The organism is Cyanobium sp. LEGE 06113 (genome assembly GCF_015207615.1).
The window spans coordinates 1-17,279 of record NZ_JADEWM010000006.1 but is presented as its reverse complement, the minus strand read 5'-3'; the positions used below and the strand labels follow the sequence as shown (position 1 = coordinate 17,279).

At 67.4% G+C, this 17,279-nt stretch carries 13 protein-coding genes, 1 tRNA gene and 3 pseudogenes; 9 read left to right on the top strand and 8 right to left on the bottom strand.

The window, feature by feature from the left end; translation table 11 throughout:
• Positions 1-277 precede the first annotated feature (277 nt).
• Positions 278-3,150: pseudogene (secA, locus tag IQ220_RS10935) on the top strand (preprotein translocase subunit SecA).
• A gap of 79 nt (positions 3,151-3,229) precedes the next feature.
• Here the strand turns inward: secA and IQ220_RS10930 are convergent.
• Both IQ220_RS10930 and cysE read right to left on the bottom strand, forming a co-directional pair.
• The gene (locus tag IQ220_RS10930; RefSeq protein WP_193914983.1) at positions 3,230-3,880 is read right to left on the bottom strand and encodes a TIGR02466 family protein; all 651 of its coding nucleotides are present in this window, start codon (positions 3,878-3,880) and stop codon (positions 3,230-3,232) included.
• A 153-nt stretch (positions 3,881-4,033) separates the two neighbouring features.
• Positions 4,034-4,855, bottom strand: a complete 822-nt coding sequence (gene cysE, locus IQ220_RS10925) for a serine O-acetyltransferase (RefSeq protein ID WP_370566451.1) — start codon at positions 4,853-4,855, stop codon at positions 4,034-4,036.
• A gap of 37 nt (positions 4,856-4,892) precedes the next feature.
• Here cysE and IQ220_RS10920 point away from each other — a divergent pair.
• Positions 4,893-4,964: transfer RNA gene (locus tag IQ220_RS10920), tRNA-Gly, on the top strand.
• Positions 4,965-5,004: 40 nt separating this feature from the next.
• On the opposite strand, the pseudogene IQ220_RS10915 reads toward IQ220_RS10920, so the two are convergent.
• Positions 5,005-5,993 (bottom strand): annotated as a pseudogene (locus tag IQ220_RS10915) (GntR family transcriptional regulator).
• Between the two features lie 124 nt (positions 5,994-6,117).
• Between IQ220_RS10915 and IQ220_RS16105 the strand changes: the two are divergent.
• Both IQ220_RS16105 and IQ220_RS16100 read left to right on the top strand, forming a co-directional pair.
• On the top strand, positions 6,118-6,414 hold the full coding sequence (locus tag IQ220_RS16105) for a dienelactone hydrolase family protein (RefSeq protein WP_255510935.1): 297 nt from the start codon (positions 6,118-6,120) through the stop codon (positions 6,412-6,414).
• Positions 6,411-6,854, top strand: coding sequence for a dienelactone hydrolase family protein (locus tag IQ220_RS16100; protein WP_370566437.1), 444 nt, complete (start codon positions 6,411-6,413; stop codon positions 6,852-6,854). The genes IQ220_RS16105 and IQ220_RS16100 overlap by 4 nt, the downstream gene beginning before the upstream one ends.
• Positions 6,855-6,898: 44 nt before the next feature.
• On the opposite strand, the gene infC is transcribed toward IQ220_RS16100, so the two are convergent.
• Together infC and miaA are read right to left on the bottom strand one after the other, a co-directional pair.
• Positions 6,899-7,594 carry a translation initiation factor IF-3 gene (gene infC / locus IQ220_RS10905; RefSeq protein ID WP_193914979.1) on the bottom strand — a complete coding sequence of 232 codons (696 nt, stop codon included), beginning with the start codon at positions 7,592-7,594 and terminating at the stop codon, positions 6,899-6,901.
• A 75-nt stretch (positions 7,595-7,669) separates the two neighbouring features.
• Positions 7,670-8,638 (bottom strand): tRNA (adenosine(37)-N6)-dimethylallyltransferase MiaA, encoded by a 969-nt coding sequence (gene miaA / locus IQ220_RS10900; RefSeq protein WP_370566436.1) that lies wholly within the window; start codon positions 8,636-8,638, stop codon positions 7,670-7,672.
• A 151-nt stretch (positions 8,639-8,789) separates the two neighbouring features.
• Between miaA and gyrB the strand changes: the two are divergent.
• Together gyrB and IQ220_RS10890 are read left to right on the top strand one after the other, a co-directional pair.
• A pseudogene (gene gyrB / locus IQ220_RS10895) lies at positions 8,790-10,746 on the top strand (DNA topoisomerase (ATP-hydrolyzing) subunit B).
• The gene (locus IQ220_RS10890) at positions 10,747-11,076 is read left to right on the top strand and encodes an SH3 domain-containing protein (RefSeq protein ID WP_186698015.1); all 330 of its coding nucleotides are present in this window, start codon (positions 10,747-10,749) and stop codon (positions 11,074-11,076) included.
• Positions 11,077-11,082: 6 nt separating this feature from the next.
• Here IQ220_RS10890 and IQ220_RS10885 read toward each other — a convergent pair whose 3' ends face one another.
• The gene (locus tag IQ220_RS10885) at positions 11,083-11,553 is read right to left on the bottom strand and encodes a glutathione peroxidase (RefSeq protein ID WP_193914977.1); all 471 of its coding nucleotides are present in this window, start codon (positions 11,551-11,553) and stop codon (positions 11,083-11,085) included.
• A gap of 86 nt (positions 11,554-11,639) precedes the next feature.
• Here IQ220_RS10885 and mgtE point away from each other — a divergent pair, with 86 nt between their 5' ends.
• Both mgtE and IQ220_RS10875 read left to right on the top strand, forming a co-directional pair.
• Positions 11,640-13,052, top strand: a complete 1,413-nt coding sequence (mgtE, locus tag IQ220_RS10880) for a magnesium transporter (RefSeq protein WP_186698019.1) — start codon at positions 11,640-11,642, stop codon at positions 13,050-13,052.
• Between the two features lie 159 nt (positions 13,053-13,211).
• A complete protein-coding gene (locus tag IQ220_RS10875) occupies positions 13,212-14,180 on the top strand; it encodes an RpoD/SigA family RNA polymerase sigma factor (RefSeq protein WP_193915133.1) in 969 nt (322 codons plus the stop codon).
• A 5-nt stretch (positions 14,181-14,185) separates the two neighbouring features.
• On the opposite strand, the gene IQ220_RS10870 is transcribed toward IQ220_RS10875, so the two are convergent.
• Together IQ220_RS10870 and IQ220_RS10865 are read right to left on the bottom strand one after the other, a co-directional pair.
• Complete coding sequence (locus tag IQ220_RS10870; RefSeq protein WP_370566449.1) at positions 14,186-14,608, bottom strand: hypothetical protein; 423 nt, start codon at positions 14,606-14,608, stop codon at positions 14,186-14,188.
• A 30-nt stretch (positions 14,609-14,638) separates the two neighbouring features.
• On the bottom strand, positions 14,639-16,318 hold the full coding sequence (locus IQ220_RS10865) for an AarF/ABC1/UbiB kinase family protein (RefSeq protein WP_193915131.1): 1,680 nt from the start codon (positions 16,316-16,318) through the stop codon (positions 14,639-14,641).
• A gap of 178 nt (positions 16,319-16,496) precedes the next feature.
• Between IQ220_RS10865 and IQ220_RS10860 the strand changes: the two genes are divergently transcribed.
• The coding region (locus tag IQ220_RS10860; RefSeq protein ID WP_370566435.1) for an aminotransferase class I/II-fold pyridoxal phosphate-dependent enzyme at positions 16,497-17,279 on the top strand (783 nt) is incomplete at its 3' end.

Here is a 17,279-nt window from a genome sequence, read left to right as displayed (position 1 = left end):
GTGGGCGTTAGGCCCAAGAGCCGCCCGGAGGGATGCCAGGTTCAGCTGTGGGGCTGCAGCGCTGCTGGGCGGATCCTCGTTGACAGCGGGATCGTCGTTGGCAGCGGTATGGATGTCGGGAATCTCAGGGTGGATCGCGGTCAAGCAGCGGGTCGTCCACGTCAAAGCCCTCCCATTAAACCCGATCCGCTCCGGATTCTTCCGTGGGTGCTAGGCCAGGCGCAGGCTCTCGCAACAGCTCGGTAGGCTGCCACCTGCCCTGGTAGCCGTCCTCACCATGCTCAAGCTCCTGCTGGGTGACCCCAATGCCCGCAAGCTGAAGCGCTACCAGCCGGTTGTCTCCGACATCAACCTGCTGGAGGAGGAGATCGCCCCCCTCTCCGACGACGAGCTGCGCGGCCTCACCGGCGAGTTCCGCCAGAGGCTGGAGCAGGCCCGGGATGCCGGCGGCAACGCCGAGGCCGTGCGGGCCCGCGAGCGCAAGCTGCTCGATGAGCTGCTGCCCCAGGCCTTTGCCGTGGTGCGCGAGGCCGGCAAGCGGGTGCTGGGCATGCGCCACTTCGATGTGCAGCTGATCGGCGGCATGGTGCTGCACGACGGCCAGATCGCCGAGATGAAGACCGGCGAGGGCAAGACCCTCGTGGCCACCCTGCCCAGCTACCTCAACGCCCTCACCGGCCGGGGTGTGCACGTGGTGACCGTGAACGACTACCTGGCCCGCCGCGACGCCGAGTGGATGGGGCAGATCCACCGCTTCCTCGGCCTCTCCGTGGGCCTGATCCAGCAGGACATGGCGCCCTCGGATCGGCGGGAGAACTATGGCTGCGACATCACCTACGCCACCAACAGCGAGCTGGGTTTTGACTACCTGCGCGACAACATGGCCACCGACATCGCCGAGGTGGTGCAGCGTGAGTTCCACTACTGCGTGATCGACGAAGTCGATTCGATCCTGATCGATGAGGCCCGTACGCCCCTGATCATCTCCGGTCAGGTGGAGCGTCCCCAGGAGAAATACCAGAAGGCCGCCGAAGTGGCCGCCCGGCTGGAGCGGGCGGCGGAGCTCGGCAAGGACGGCATCGACCCCGAGGGCGACTACGAGCTGGACGAGAAGCAGCGCAGCTGCACGCTCACCGATGAGGCTTCGCCAAGGCTGAGCAGATGCTGGGGGTGAGCGATCTGTTTGACCCCGCCGATCCCTGGGCCCATTACATCAACAATGCCCTCAAGGCCAAGGAGCTGTTCATCAAGGATGTGAATTACATCGTGCGCGGCCAGGATGCCGTGATCGTCGATGAGTTCACCGGCCGGGTGATGCCTGGGCGTCGCTGGAGCGATGGCCAGCACCAGGCGATCGAGGCCAAGGAGGCCCTGCCGATCCAGCCCGAAACCCAGACCCTGGCCTCGATCACCTATCAGAACTTCTTTTTGCTCTATCCCCGCCTGGCCGGCATGACCGGCACGGCCAAGACCGAAGAGGTGGAGTTCGAGAAGACCTACAAACTCGAAGTGGCCATCGTGCCCACCAACCGGCCCCGCTCCCGCGCTGACTGGAGCGACCAGGTGTACAAGACCGAAACCGCCAAATGGCGCGCCGTGGCCCTGGAAACCGCCGAGGTGCACAACTCCGGCCGGCCGGTGCTGGTGGGCACCACCAGTGTGGAGAAATCGGAGCTGCTCTCAGCCCTGCTGGCCGAGCAGGAGGTGCCCCACAACCTGCTCAACGCCAAGCCCGAGAACGTGGAGCGGGAAGCCGAGATCGTGGCCCAGGCGGGCCGTGCCGGCGCCGTGACGATCGCCACCAACATGGCCGGCCGCGGCACCGACATCATCCTCGGCGGCAACAGCGATTACATGGCCCGCCTCAAGCTGCGCGAGGTGCTCTTGCCCGTGCTTGTGCGCCCCGAGGAGGGGCACCGACCGCCAGTGCCGCTGCAGCGCTCCGCCGAGGCGGCCGGCTTCGGCGCCGGCAAGGGCCAGGCTGCCAGCGCCCGCAACGGCAGTGCCCCCTCGGAAGCCCGCGCCATCGGGGCCCTCTACCCCTGTTCCCTGCCCGAGCAGGAGGAGCAGGCCCTGGCCTCCCTGGCCCGGCAGCTGGTGAAGGCCTGGGGCGACCGCAGCCTCAGCGTGCTGGAACTGGAAGATCGCATCGCCCAGGCGGCCGAGAAAGCCCCCACCGAGAATCCGCAGGTTGCCCTGCTGCGCGAGCGCATCACGGCCGTGAAGGCCACCTACGACGCCGTGGTGAAGCAGGAGGAGGGCCGGGTCAGGGAGGCCGGTGGCCTGCATGTGATCGGCACCGAACGTCATGAATCCCGCCGGGTGGACAACCAGCTGCGCGGCCGCGCCGGCCGCCAGGGCGACCCCGGCTCCACCCGCTTCTTCCTGTCACTGGAAGACAACCTGCTGCGCATCTTCGGCGGCGACCGGGTGGCCTCTCTGATGAATGCCTTCCGCGTGGAGGAAGACATGCCGATTGAATCCGGGATGCTCACCCGCTCGCTGGAGGGCGCCCAGAAGAAGGTGGAAACCTACTACTACGACATCCGCAAGCAGGTGTTTGAGTATGACGAAGTGATGAATAATCAGCGCAAAGCCGTCTACACGGAACGCCGCCGGGTGCTGGAGGGCCGTGAGCTCAAGCAACAGGTGATCGGCTATGGCGAACGCACCATCGACGACATCGTGGAGGCCTACGTGAATCCGGATCTGCCGCCGGAAGAGTGGGATCTCAGCCGCCTGGTGGAGAAGGTGAAGGAGTTCATCTATCTCCTCGAAGACCTCGAGCCCAAGCAACTCCAGGGCCTGGGGGTGGAGGAGCTCAAGGCCTTCCTGCAGGAGCAGATGCGCAATGCCTATGACATCAAGGAGGGGCAGATCGAGCAGCAGCGTCCAGATCTGATGCGCCAGGCCGAGCGCTTCTTCATCCTGCAGCAGATCGACACCCTCTGGCGCGAGCATCTACAGGCGATGGATGCGCTGCGGGAGTCGGTGGGCCTGCGTGGCTACGGCCAGAAAGACCCGCTGATCGAATACAAGAACGAGGGCTACGACATGTTCCTCGAGATGATGACCCAGATGCGCCGCAATGTGATTTACTCGATGTTTATGTTCCAGCCTTCCCCGGCGCGTCAAGGGGCCACCGCCTGAGTTGCCGAGGTAGATACTGTGCCAACAAAGGAGCCCCGAGGCTATGCCAACCCAATCGAGGTTCCGAATCAGATGGCATTCAGGAGTTCGGCTTTTCCTTTGCGATAAGGTTGAAAGGCAGCGAGATGCGAGGTTGTGTTGAGTCGGATACTTCCACATGATGAGGAAGCCATGATGGGAACATGATCACCCTGCCTTCCCTTGGCGTGAAGCCAATGAGTCCATGGGCCAACTGCTCATGCTCGCAATATTGAAAATACTTATCAAATCTGCTAAATACGGCCTCTGCGCGAGGGTCTTCCACGACCAAACTGCCGCTTCCGTCGGGCACAGAAATATAATAAACACCACTCAGAACTGCCCCGGGATGGGTATGTCGCAAATTGAAGCCATGCTGGTAGTGGATGTTGAGCCAGGGTTCGAGCCGGTAGGCGTACTTTGGACTGACAATTGGGCGAAGCAACTTGGTGAGCCAGGCGGCCAGCCCCTCAAGCCCTTGTTCTCTGATGGACAGGGTGTTGCTTCTCCACCCACCCCGGTTGGACTTTGTTGACTGCGAAGACCCTCGCTCCTGCTGCTGCACCCGATCCACCAGCCTGATCAGGCCAGGCTTCACGGCCTCGGCATCGGGATTGTCACAAACCCAGATTGGTACGTGGTAGCTCTTGAGAAGTCTTATTTGATTATGCGAGATGTTCAGTGCGGATTCTGCCCTTTGGCTCGCTTGCATTGATCCTCCAGGCATACTCGAATAAATATAGCCGACCTTCAGCAGACCCCCCGCGACAGACTTGATCCCTGATGAGACCAGACAATCCGTTTCGTGATTCCGCTGCCTGATCAACTTGCTCCCCCCTGCTGGGGCTGGGGCTGACACGGTGGCTTATGGATCGTCCCCCAGATACTCGAGGATCTCTCGGTCTTTGAGGCTCTGCGCCTCGCCACCACACACTTCCCGGAGCTGGCGACCGGCGGCCACTTCCTTCAAGCAGCGCCGAAGGTTGTTCACTGTGCTCTCCAGTTCATCGATCCGCTCCATCAGGTTGCGGATCACGCGGGCCTCGGTATCCGGCAGGGCGGAGTGGGCCAGGGGATCCACCCGCACGCCGCTCTGGTGCACCACCCGGCCGGGAATGCCCACCACCGTGCTGTCCGGGCCCACGTCCCGCAGCAGCACGGAGCCGGCGCCGATGCGGGTGTTGGCGCCCACCGTGATCGCGCCCAGCACCTTGGCGCCCGCCCCCACCACCACGTTCTCCGCCAGGGTGGGGTGACGCTTGCCGTGGGCCTTGCCCGTGCCGCCCAGGGTCACGCCCTGATACAGCAGGCAGTTGTTGCCCACCTCAGTGGTTTCACCGATCACCACCCCCATGCCGTGGTCGATGAACACGCCATGGCCGATCCGGGCGCCCGGGTGGATCTCGATGCCGGTGAGCAGGCGGCCCAGCTGGCTGAGCAGCCGCGGCAGGATCGGCAGCCCGGTGCTCCAGAGCCGGTGGCTGATGCGATGCAGCACCAGGGCATGCAGCCCCGGATAACACAACAGGATCTCCAGCACCCCGCGGGCGGCAGGATCCCGATCCTTGATGATCGCCAGGTCGGCCTGGATTGCCTTAAGCATGCAGGCATCCTGCCGGACCCTGGAGGCGTTTGACCGAGGGGCACCCGCTCGTGCATGATCAGCGGGTCGGCGTCGCCGGCCCAGTCCCGTCAGCGGTTTCGGCCGCAGGCCGCTCTGGATTGCGGATGTAGCTCAGTGGTAGAGCATCTCCTTGCCAAGGAGAGGGTCGAGAGTTCGAATCTCTTCATCCGCTTTTCAGCCCCCAGGCCGCAGGCCCTCGCAAGCCTGAACCGTCAGGCGGCCAGCACCCCGATCTCCTTGCGCAGCTGGTCGATGGTGGCGCCGCGAGGTAGCTCTGGGAGCAGTGCACCACGGGCATCCGCATCAGCTGGGAGCGGTTCTGGCGCAGGCTCTGCTCCACCAGCGGCAGGCTCGGCCGGTCGCAGAGCACATGGCCCGCCGCCCGCAGCAGCGCCAGCAGGCGGCTGCCGGTGTCGGGATTGGCGGTCATCACCAGCAGCTCATTGCCCCGCAGGCTGTGCAGGATCACCTCGGCGGCCCGCAGCACCCCCGGACTGATGCTCACCAGGCCCACGCAGCTGCCGGAGCGCAGCTCCTTGAGCAGGTTGAGCTCCTGGTGGAAGTCGTTGAGATCCACCGGCACCGCCCGCACCCCATGGCGCTTGGCGATCGCCTCCACAGGCTGCAGGAAGTAGCGGCTGGTCACCACCGTGCCGTTGTTGGAGGTTTCCAGCACACCCTCCAGCTCCTCCATCGGCACCACTTCCACGGGCACCTCGAGGCTGGGCGCAAGCTCTTCGGCGATCAGCAGGGAGGCGCCGATGTCTTCCCGTGGCGTGCTCACCAGCACCCGGGCGCCACAGCGCAGCCGCCAGTCGATCTCGCGGGTCAGCATGTCGCGGGCCTGCTGCAGGGTGCAGCCCCCGTTCAGCAGGCCGTCAATGCTCTCGCGCACCTGGCGTTCCGCGTCCGGCAGCACCCGGTTGCGGGGGCCGGGCGGTGGCTTGATCTCACGCGGCTTCTGCTGGTCGCGCACGTAGATGCCGGAGCCCGCCATGGCTTCCACCACGCCGTCGGTTTCCAGCTGCCGGTACACCTTGCTGATCGTGTTGCGGTGCAGACCGGTCTGCATGGCCAGCTGGCGCGTGCTCGGCAAGCGGTGGCCCGGGGGGTAGTGACGCGCCGCGATCGCGAAGCAGATCTGGTTGTACAGCTGGGTCGACGCCGGGATATCGCTTTCCTGTTGGATGTGAAATCGCACGCAGGAGTGAACCAGGGGAGCAGGGGCTCACCTTACGGAGCCTGAGCCCTGCGGACAATCCCCCCGTTGGCATACGGAGCTGTGCCGGTTCATGGTCAGAATCCCCCTGAACTGCCTCTTGCCGATGGCTGATTCCGCCTCCCGCCCGGTGCTCTCGGCCTGGCAGCAGCTGCCGGGCGAGCACCAGCCGTCCCTGCGCTGCTGGTGGTCGCGGCCGGCCAGCGGCGCCCCCCGGGCTGCCGTGCTGGTGCTGCCTGAGGTGTTCGGTGTCAATGCCTGGGTGCGCAGCGTGGCCGACCGCCTGGCGGCCCAGGGCTATGCCGCCCTGGCCCTGCCGATCTTTGCCCGCACCGCGCCGCAGTTCGAGGTGGGCTACGACGCCGCAGGCTGGAGCTCGGCCGCCGGCACCGCGACCAGGTGACGGCCGCCGGCTGCCTCGAAGACGCCCGCCGCGCCATCGTCTGGCTGCAGGGCCAGCCGGGGTTGGAGGGCCGTCCTGTGGGCTGTGTGGGCTTCTGTTTCGGCGGCCACCTGGCCCTGCTGGTGGCCGGCCTGGAGGGGGTGGCCGCCACCTGCGACTTCTATGGTGCCCGGGTGTCGGTGTTCCGCCCCGGGGGCGGGCCGCCCAGCCTGGAGCAGCTGCCTGGGATCCCCGGGGATCTGCTCTGCCTCTGCGGGGAAGACGATCCGCTCATGCCTGAGCCGGAGCGGCAGGCCATCGCCGCCGCCCTCGAGGCCGACAGCCGCCGCCACCCGGCTCGCCTGCGCCGGCTGGTGCTGGCCCCCGCGCCGGCCACGGCTACATGTGCGAGCAGCGCGCCGACCACAACCCCTCAGCGGCGGCCGAGGGTTGGCGGCTGATGCTGGAGCTGTTCGCCCGCCGCCTGGGCTGAGCCGCTGCTGCACTAGGGCGTGGCCGGGCTGGATCCGCCGCCTGGGGGTTCCGCGTTTCTGGACTCGAGGGTTCTGGTCACCACCCGAGCGGCTGTCTTGACGGGCACCGGCTTGGGAGTGGCGGGCTTGCCCGCAGCCGGGGCCGAGCCCGGCTTGGGCACCGCCGCCTTGCGCGGGGTGAGAAACATGATCATGTTGCGCCCCTCCCGTTTGGGGGGCTGCTGGATTTCAGCCGCCGTCTCCAGATCGCGGGCCATGCGGTGCAGCAGCACCTCCGCCAGGGCGGTGTGCTGAATCTCGCGCCCCCGGAAGATCACGGTGCACTTCACCTTGTCGCCGGCCTTGAGAAAACGGGAAGCCTGGCCGATACGCACATCATAATCGTGCTGGTCAATCTTGTAGCGCATCTTCACTTCTTTGACCTCCGTTTGATGCGACTTCTTCTTGGCTTCCTTGGCTTTCTTTTCCTGCTCGAACTTATACTTGCCATAGTCCATGATCCGGCACACGGGCGGATCGGCCTTCTCGCTCACCAGCACCAGATCGAGCTCCCGGTCCTTGGCCACATCCAGGGCCGCCTCGCGGGTGATCACTCCCAGTTGACTGCCGTCGGCGTCGACCACCCTGAGCTGGGGGTAGTTGATGCGCTCATTGATGTTGGGCAGCTCCCGAACGGGAGCACGGCGGTCAAAACGGGGACGGGGCATTCAGTGGGGTGAGGATCTGGGGGGTGAGGGGTCTGTCGGGTGCAGGGCGCTGGCAGCCCCTCACAAGCACACCTTTCACCCTAGAACGGCTTCGACCTGCTGCAAGGCCTGCTCCAGCCTTTGGTCGGTTTCGTGGCCGCTCAGCCACACGGGGTGGTGTTGCCGGCGGAACCAGGTGCGCTGGCGCTTGGCGAACTGCAGGGTGCGCCGGGTGGTGAGGGCCTGGGCTTCGGCCTCGCTCAGGCTGCCCGCCAGCAGCTGCCGCGCTTCGGCGTAGCCGATCGTGTCGAGCAGGGGCAGCCCGGCCCCGTAGCGGCCGATCAGAGCTGCCGTTTCGGCCACCAGCCCCTGGGCGTACATCGCCTCGGTGCGGGCGCTGATGCGGCTGCGCAGGTCGGCGGGGTCGAGGCCCAGCTCCAGCACCCTCCAGGCCGGGGGCGAGCTGCCCTGCTGGCTGGAGAGGGGCTGGCCCGTGGCATAGAGCACTTCCAGGGCCCGCTGGGTGCGCACGGCATCAGCGGCGGCGATCCTGGCCGCGCTGGCCGGATCGCTGGCCCGCAGCAGCTGGTGACAGGTGGGTTGACCCAGGGCGCTGAGCTGGGAGCGCAGGGCCGGCTGGGGTGCCACGGCCGGCGGCCGCAGCCCCTGCAGCAGGGCCTTGAGGTAGAGACCGCTGCCCCCTGCCAGCAGGGCCATGGCGCCCCGCTGCTGGGGACGCTGGTGTTCGCGGGCGATCAGGGGTTCGGCCAGGCGCCGGAACTGCTCGAGGTTGAGGGGCTGATCGGGGTCGCTCACGTCCAGCAGTTCGTGGCGCACCTGCCGCTGCTGGGCGGCAGTGGGCTTGGCGGTGCCCACGTCCATGCCGCGGTAGAGCTGGCGGGAATCCACGTTCAGCACGGCCAGGTTCAGCGCCTGCGCCAGGGCGATGGCCAGCTCGGTCTTGCCGCTGGCGGTGGGACCCAGCAGGGCAATCACCAGGGGCCGCTGGTCGGGGCGCTCAGCGGGGCGATCAGCGCTGGTTGGCAGGGGCGCATCGAGGGCCATTTCCCCACAGTGCCAGGTGGCCCTCGTACCCCCTGGCGGGTGGGCTGGCGATGGTAGATTGCCCACCGTAGAAGGGGTTTCACCACTTCTCACCCCCTCTTGTCCAGGGCGAGTCGCCGCCTCTGCCCGACCCCTGGAAAGCACCCCCCGCATGAGCGAAGCCACGAAAGTTCAGGCCGCGTACGGCGCCGAGCAGATCCAGGTGCTTGAAGGCCTGGAACCGGTGCGCAAGCGACCCGGGATGTACATCGGCACCACCGGGCCCCGGGGCCTCCACCACCTCGTCTACGAGGTGGTGGACAACGCCGTGGATGAGGCCCTCGCCGGCCACTGTGACCAGATCCTGGTGGTGCTCAACGACGACGGCTCCTGTGCCGTCACCGACAACGGACGCGGCATCCCCACCGATATCCACCCCCGCACCGGCAAGAGCGCCCTGGAAACCGTGCTCACGGTGCTGCACGCCGGCGGCAAGTTCGGCTCCGGCGGCTACAAGGTGTCCGGCGGCCTGCACGGGGTGGGCGTGTCCGTGGTCAACGCCCTCTCGGAGTGGGTGGAGGTCAAGGTTTACCGCCAAGACCAGGTGCACACGCAGCGCTTTGAGCGCGGCGCCCCGATCGGCACCCTGGTCTCCGTTCCAGGCGAGGCGGGGCGCACGGGCACGTCGGTGTGCTTCAAGCCCGACATTGAGATCTTCACGGTCGGCATTGTCTTCGACTACGCCACCCTCTCCTCGAGGCTGCGCGAACTCGCTTACCTCAACGGCGGCGTACGTATCGTCTTCCGCGATGAGCGCAGCTCGGCCCGCAACGCCGCCGGCGAAGCCCATGAGGAGATCTACTTCTATGAAGGCGGCATCCGCGAGTATGTGGCCTACATGAATGCGGAGAAAGACCCTCTGCACCCTGACATCATCTATGTGAATGCCGAAAAGGAAGGCGTTCAGGTGGAGGCCGCCCTGCAGTGGTGCGTGGATGCCTACTCCGACAGCATCCTGGCTTCGCCAACAACATTCGCACCGTCGACGGGGGCACCCACATCGAGGGGCTCAAGACGGTGCTGACGCGCACCCTCAATGTGTTTGCCAAGAAGCGTGGCAAGCGCAAGGATGCCGATAGCAATCTGGCCGGTGAAAACATCCGCGAGGGCCTCACCGCCGTGTTGTCGGTGAAGGTGCCTGAGCCCGAGTTCGAGGGTCAGACCAAGACCAAGCTCGGCAACACCGAGGTGCGCGGCATCGTCGACACCCTGGTGGGAGAAGCCCTGGGTGAATTCCTGGAATTCAACCCCTCCGTGATCGACCTGATCCTTGAGAAGGCAATCCAGGCCTTCAATGCCGCTGAGGCGCCCGCCGCGCCCGCGAGCTGGTGCGCCGCAAGAGCGTGCTGGAGAGTTCCACCCTGCCCGGCAAGCTCTCCGACTGTTCCTCCCGTGATCCCTCCGAATCTGAGATCTACATCGTGGAGGGGGATTCGGCCGGAGGCTCCGCCAAGCAGGGCCGCGACCGCCGCTTCCAGGCGATCCTGCCGCTGCGAGGCAAGATCCTCAACATCGAGAGAACAGACGATGCCAAGATCTACAAGAACACGGAGATCCAGGCTCTGATCACCGCCCTGGGCCTGGGCATCAAGGGGGAGGAGTTCGACGAAAAAAATCTGCGTTACCACCGCATCGTGATCATGACCGATGCTGACGTGGATGGTGCCCACATCCGCACCCTGATCCTCACCTTCTTCTTCCGCTATCAGAAGGCCCTGGTGGAAGGTGGCTACATCTACATCGCCTGCCCACCCCTCTACAAAGTGGAAAGGGGCAAGAAGCATGTTTATTGCTATAATGAGGCCGATCTCAAGGCCACCATCGATGAGTTTGGCGAGAAGGCCAACTACAACATTCAGCGCTTCAAGGGTCTCGGCGAAATGATGCCCAAGCAGCTCTGGGAAACCACCATGGATCCCGAAACCCGCATGATGAAACGCGTCGAAATCGAAGACGCCCTGGAGGCTGATCGGATCTTCACGATCCTGATGGGCGACAAGGTGGCGCCCCGCCGCGAGTTCATCGAAGCCCACAGCGCCGAACTCGACCTGGCCCAGCTGGACATCTGAATGGGTCCCGTCGCACCCCTGCTCACACCCTGGCGTTGGGCGGCCCTGCTGGGATTCGCTCTGGTGGCGCCGGCTGGCCTGCCCGCCGGGGGCGGCGACTGGCGCATGCCTGAGCTGCGCCGTCGTCAGAGCAGCCGCGAACCCCTGCTCAGCCCAGTTCCCCTGGCGCTGCGCTGCGCTCCCGAGCGCCAGGCCCCCACGATCACTGCGGCGGCAGCCGGCGAGCCGCTGCGGGTGCTGCGCGCCTGGTCGCGCCAGGACGGCGAACGCTGGCTGCAGGTGGAGCTGGCCAGCCCGGGCGGCCAGCGTCGGGGCTGGCTGCCGGGCTGATCAGGATCAGGCGGCCAGGGCCGCTTCGATGGCCGCCGTGAGCTCACCGGCCTCGGGTTCCACGCCGCTCTTGAAGCGGGCCAGCACCGTGCCGTCCTTGCCCACCAGGAACTTCTCGAAGTTCCAGGCCACAGGCCCGCTCGGCTCCGCCTGGGTGAGGGTGGTGTAGGGGTCTTCCGCCATCGCCACCTTGTCGAACAGGGTGAAACTGGCGCCGTAGGTGCTGGAGCAGAACTGCTGGATCTCTTCGAGGCTGCCGGGCTCCTGGGCCCCGAAGTCGTTGCAGGGGAAGCCGAGCACGGCCAGGCCCTGGGGGCCGTAGGTCTCGTTCAGTTTCTGGAGCCCGGCGTACTGGCGGGTGAAACCACAGCGGCTGGCCAGGTTCACGATCAGCAGCACCTGGCCGCACCACTCGCCGAGGCGGCGCTCGCCGCCGGCGGCGTCGCGCACCACCACATCGCTCACGTTCACGCTCATGCTGGCTGGAGTTCCGGAGGGCGGACACTAGCGGCTGACCGCCAGGCGCCGGCCCATAAACTCGTGAGTTCCTGGGCTGAGAGCCGATGAGCGAGGCGAAGGCCCCGAACCAGGAGCTCTCCGGCGTCGGCCGCGTCATGGTGGCTGAGATGGTGTCTCGCCAGCTGGCCACCCTGCTGGAGGCCGGCAACTATGACGGCGCCAAGCTGCTGCTGCAGCCCGTGCAGGAGGTGGACATCGCCGAGGCGATCGGCACGCTGCCGCGCACCCTGCAGGCCCTGGCCTTCCGGCTGCTGCCCAAGGACGAAGCCATCGAGGTCTACGAATACCTCGACGGTGCGGTGCAGCAGAGCCTGCTCGACCGGCTGCGCTCCGGCGAGGTGCTGGAGCTGGTGGAGAGCATGTCGCCGGATGATCGGGTGCGGCTGTTCGATGAGTTGCCGGCCAAGGTGGTGCGCCGGCTGCTGGCGGAGCTGAGCCCGGCCGAGCGCAGGGTCACCGCCCAGCTGCTGGGCTACGCCGCCGAGACGGCGGGGCGCCTGATGACCACGGAATTCATTGATCTGAAGGAGTTCCACAGCGCCGCCCAGGCCCTGGAACTGGTGCGCCGCCGCGCCCGCGACACCGAGACCATCTATTCCCTCTATGTGACCGATGGCTCGCGCTATCTCACCGGCATCCTGTCGCTGCGCGACCTGGTGGTGGCCGACCCCCAGGACCGCATCGGCGATGTGATGACCCGGGAGGTGGTGAGCGTGTCCACCGAGACCGACCAGGAGGAGGTGGCCCGCGCCATCCAGCGCTACGACTTCCTGGCCGTGCCCGTGGTGGACCGCGAGGAGCGGCTGGTGGGGATCGTCACGGTGGACGACGTGATCGACGTGATCGAGCAGGAGGCCACCCGTGACCTCTACGCCGCCGGCGCCGTGCAGGCCGGCGATGAGGACGACTATTTCCAGAGCAACCTGTTCACCGTGGCCCGGCGCCGGGTCGTGTGGCTCTCGGTGCTGGTGGTGGCCAACGGCTTCACCTCCGAGGTGATCGCCCTGCAGGGCGAGGTGCTCAACCAGGTGGTGCTGCTGGCGGCCTTCATTCCGCTGCTGATCGGCACCGGCGGCAACGTCGGCGCCCAGAGCTCCACCGTGGTGATCCGTGGCCTCAGCACCCAGCGGATCCAGGCCCTGGGGGCCTGGCGCACGATCGTGCGGGAGGCGGTGGCCGGAGCTCTGCTGGGCCTGCTGATGCTGGTGGTGGTGGTGCCCTGGGCCTGGTGGCGCGGCGAAGGCCCCCTGGTGGGGCTCTCGGTGGGGATCAGCCTGCTGGCGATCACCACCCTGGCGGCCACGGCAGGGGCGGCGCTGCCGCTGCTCTTCGATCGTCTCAAGCTGGATCCGGCGCTGATGTCGGCACCCTTCATCACCACCGCCACCGACGTGGCCGGGGTGTTCATCTACCTGAGCACCGCGGGCTGGCTGATCGGCCACTTCGGCATGGGCTGAGGGGCCCCGGGCCGCCGTTTGGGCCTAGATGAGAGAGCGTTCACACTTCTTCAGGTTAGGCTTAACCAAAGTTCAAGGGCCAGAAGCATGACGATCGCCATCGCCCCCACCCCCATCACCGCCCCCCGCGGCCAGCGCTCCGAGCGTCCGGCCCGCTCGATGCCGGCCGTGGATGGAGACCTGGTGCGCAGCTACTTACGGGACATCGGCCGGGTGCCGTTGCTGAGCCATGAGCAGGAGATCACCCTGGGCCGCCAGGTGCAGGAGCTGATGGCCCTGGAGGAGATCGAACAGGAGCTGACGATGCGTGCCGGGGGTACGGCGCCGGAGCGGCCGGAGCTGGCGGCGGCGGCGGGCCTGAGCCTGCCGGTGCTGAAGAAGCGTCTGCAGGCGGGCCGCCGTGCCAAGGAGCGGATGGTGGCGGCGAACCTGCGGCTGGTGGTGAGCGTGGCGAAGAAATACACCAAGCGGAACATGGAGCTGCTGGACCTGATCCAGGAGGGCACGATCGGCCTGGTGCGGGGCGTGGAGAAGTTCGACCCGACGCGGGGCTACAAGTTCAGTACGTATGCGTACTGGTGGATCCGGCAGGGGATCACGCGGGCGATCGCGGAGAAGAGCCGCACGATCCGGCTGCCGATCCACATCACCGAAACGCTGAACAAACTGAAGAAGGGTCAGCGGGAACTGAGCCAGGAGCTGGGCCGCACGCCCACGGTGAGCGAGCTGGCGGTGTTTGTGGAGCTGCCGGAGGAGGAGGTGAAGGACCTGCTGTGCCGGGCGCGGCAGCCGGTGAGCCTGGAGACGAAGGTGGGTGACGGCGAGGACACGGAACTGCTCGACCTGCTGGCCGGTGATGGGGAGCTGCCGGAGGAGCGGGTGGACGGAGAGTGCCTGAAGGGGGACCTGCGGGCACTGCTGGAGCAGCTGCCTGAACTGCAGGGCCGGGTGCTGAAGATGCGCTACGGCATCGACACCGAGGGCCAGGGCCTGGGCGAGCCGATGAGCCTGAGTTCGATCGCCAAGAACCTCGGCATGAGCCGCGACAAGACCCGCAACCTCGAGCGCAAGGCTCTCGAGGGGATCCGCTCCCAGTCGCGTCGGCTTGAGGGCTACCTGGTGGCCTGAGTGGCCTAGAAGAACTGGTCGAAGTTGTCGAAATCGACGGCGCTGAAGGTGCCGTCTTCCACCTGCTGCATCAGCCGCTCCAGCTGGGCCCAGAGGGCCCCTGCCGTGCCGATCGAGAGCACGAAGGACACCAGCAGGGCCGCCCCGGAGGCGAAACCGAACACCTGCAGCGCCCCGCCGATGAACAGGGTGACGCCCACCACGATGCCGATGTAGGGCAGGGTGGTGCCGCCGTTGCCCAGGGGCAGAAGGGGCAGTCGGTCCTGTTTCCAGCCCTCCAGCCGGTTCTGCACCATCTTGGCGAAGGTGAGGCCGCAGAGCACGCTGATGGCCAGGCCCAGCCCCGACACCAGGTAGGGCGGCTGGATGAAGGTGCCGTACTCAATCAGAAACTCGCTGGCCTCGAGGTCGAGCGGGGCGGTGTCGATCACGGCGCACAGTCGGGTCGGAGGCCGACCCTAGGCGGCGGCCAGGGGGTTGAGCCGCGCCAGCAGGGTGCCTGCCAGCTTGCGGGCGCTGAACGTGCGCCGCAACAGGTCCATCAGGGCGCGCAGGTCTTCGGCATTGAGGCGGTCATCGCGCACCAGGGTGAGCAGCAGCCTCTGGCGCAGGCTGGCGCCATCGGGACCCAGCAGCAGCTTCAGCCCTGAGCCCATCACCGGCAGCAGGTCGGCCCGCGGCCCATCGTTCTCGAGTACCGCCAGCAGGCTCTCGAGCCGCTCGATCTGCAGCCGGCCCTCCCGGTCGAACAGCACGTCGAGCAGCTTCTCGCGCATCTCGGCGGTGTCGCCCGCCAGCAGCCGGCGGGCCACGTAGGGGTAGGCCACGCGGATGATCTTGAAGTCGGGGTCGAGCCGCAACGCCAGCCCCTCCTGGCTCACCACCGCCCGGATGATCAGGGCGAAGCGCACCGGCACCCGGAACGGATAGTCGAACACCAGCTCGGAAAAGCGGTCGGTGACCGCCTTGAAGTTGAAGTTGCCGACGTTCTCGCCCAGGGTGCCGCCCAGCACCTCCTCCAGGGCCGGAATGATCGGCTCGAGGTTGGTGTCCGGGCTGAGAAAGCCCAGGGCCACGAAGTCGCTGGCCAGGGCGCGGAAATCGCGGTTGATCAGGTGCACCACCGCCCCGGTGAGGGTGAGCCGGTCGGCATCGGAGATCGAATCCATCATGCCGAAATCCACGTAGGCCACATGGCCCAGCTGGCCGGTGCGTCCCGGCAGGGCGAAGAGGTTGCCGGGGTGGGGATCGGCGTGGAAATAGCCGAACTCCAGCAGTTGCTGCAGCCCCGCCATCACCCCGGTGCGGATCAGGGCGGTGGGATCGAGGTGGCGCGCCTCCAGCACCTGGCGCTCCTGCAGCTTGGTGCCATGGATCCAGCTGGTGGTGAGCACCCGCCGGGCACTCAGCTGGCGCTCCACGTGGGGCACGGTCACCTCGGGATGGGCGCTGAACAGGCCGGCGAAGCGCTCGGCGTTGTCGGCCTCCTTGCGGTAGTCGATCTCGTCGAAGAGGGTCTGGCCGAACTCGTCGATGATGGCGTCGAGTCCGAAGCCCAGATTGAGGGGCAGCAGCGGCGCACTGAGCACCGCCAGCATGCGGATGATCACCAGGTCGCGGCGCAGGATCTGGGGCAGATCGGGACGCTGCACCTTCACGGCCACCCACTGGCCGTCGTGCATCTGGGCCTTGTAGACCTGCCCCAGGCTGGCGGCGGCAATCGGGTAGTCGGGGAACAGGGCAAACAGCTCCTGGGCCGGTGCCCCCAGCTCCGTCTCGATCGTGCGCAGGGCCACCTCCTGGGGGAAGGGGGGCAGGTTGTCCTGGAGCTGGGTGAGCTGCTCGAGCCAGTCGCGCCGCACCAGGTCGGGGCGGGTGGAGAGGGCCTGCCCCACCTTGATGAAACAGGGGCCCAGGCTGGTGAGGGTGGCGAGGATGCGCTTGCCCAGCCGCTGCTGCACGGCCCGGTCGCCGCTGCCGGCATGCACCACCAGGGTCAGGGCCAGGCTGATCAGCTGCCACAGCACCGAGCTGAGCCGGCTGAGGAACAGCCACGGCCGCCCCAGCAACCAACGCCGATCAGCCCTGGGGTCGTAGGCCGGCGGGGCGGGGCTCGCTGCGGCGGTCAAGGGCGCGATGGGGAGAGTGACAGAACTCTAGAAAGCCCGGTCGGGCCGACCGCGCTGGCGATGACCGCCCCGGAGCCGATCGGGCCGGCGGGCGTGTCCCCGGCCCAGGGGCGGCCAGACTCCTGATCCGTGCCAGAGCGCTGCCGGACCTGTCTGCGCAGCCCCATCCCTGGCCCTGGCCGCGCCGGTGTTGCTCCCCCCCGCTGATCCCGCTCTCCTGGCCCTGCACCTGCCCGCCCACGGGCGCGGCCGGGGCCTGGCGCCGCCGCTGGCGCGGTTGCTGCGCCGCCGGCCCGGCAGCTGGGATCTGCCCGAGCTGCCGGGTTTCGGTGGCCCTCTGGAGCCGGAGGGGGCCGTGGCGGAAGAGCAGCGGCAGTGCGCGGCGCTGCTGGGGGCTGAGCACTGCTGGTTCGGGGTGAACGGGGCCAGTGGCCTGCTGCAGGTGGCCCTGCTGGCCCTGGCGGCCCCCGGCAGCCGGGTGCTGCTGCCCCGCAACCTGCACCGCTCGCTGCTGCATGCCTGCGTGCTCGGCCAGCTGGAGCCGGTGCTCTACAGCCTGCCCTTCGATCCCGCCACCGGCCTGTGGCTGCCTCCCACCCCGCAGCTGCTGGAGCAGGCGCTGGCGGCAGCCCGAGCAGGCGGCCCCCTGGCGGCCGCGGTGGTGGTGTCCCCCACCTATCAGGGGCTGGCGGCCGATCTGCCGGCCCTGGTGGCAGTGACCCACGCCGCCGGCCTGCCGCTGCTGGTGGACCAGGCCCATGGCGCCGCTGAGGCCGTGGCCGCCGGGGCCGATCTGGTGGTGCTCTCCTGCCAGAAGAGCGGCGGCGGGCTGGCCCAGAGTGCCGCGCTGCTGGTCCAGGGCGGGCGCTGCAGCGTGGAGGCGATCGAGCGGGCCCTGCTCTGGCTGCAGACCTCCAGCCCCAGCGCGCTGCTGTTGGCCTCGGCGGCGGCCAGCCTGCGCCATGGCCGC

What these genes read in the sequence shown, in the direction of transcription:
- IQ220_RS10930 (WP_193914983.1), bottom strand. Translation starts at nt 3,880, where the DNA reads ATGCAAGCGAGCCAAAGGGCAGAATCCGCACTGAACATCTCGCATAAT.
- IQ220_RS16105 (WP_255510935.1), top strand. Translation starts at nt 6,118, where the DNA reads ATGGCTGATTCCGCCTCCCGCCCGGTGCTCTCGGCCTGGCAGCAGCTG.
- infC (WP_193914979.1), bottom strand. Translation starts at nt 7,594, where the DNA reads ATGCCCCGTCCCCGTTTTGACCGCCGTGCTCCCGTTCGGGAGCTGCCC.
- miaA (WP_370566436.1), bottom strand. Translation starts at nt 8,638, where the DNA reads ATGGCCCTCGATGCGCCCCTGCCAACCAGCGCTGATCGCCCCGCTGAG.
- IQ220_RS10890 (WP_186698015.1), top strand. Translation starts at nt 10,747, where the DNA reads ATGGGTCCCGTCGCACCCCTGCTCACACCCTGGCGTTGGGCGGCCCTG.
- IQ220_RS10885 (WP_193914977.1), bottom strand. Translation starts at nt 11,553, where the DNA reads ATGAGCGTGAACGTGAGCGATGTGGTGGTGCGCGACGCCGCCGGCGGC.
- mgtE (WP_186698019.1), top strand. Translation starts at nt 11,640, where the DNA reads ATGAGCGAGGCGAAGGCCCCGAACCAGGAGCTCTCCGGCGTCGGCCGC.
- IQ220_RS10875 (WP_193915133.1), top strand. Translation starts at nt 13,212, where the DNA reads ATGCCGGCCGTGGATGGAGACCTGGTGCGCAGCTACTTACGGGACATC.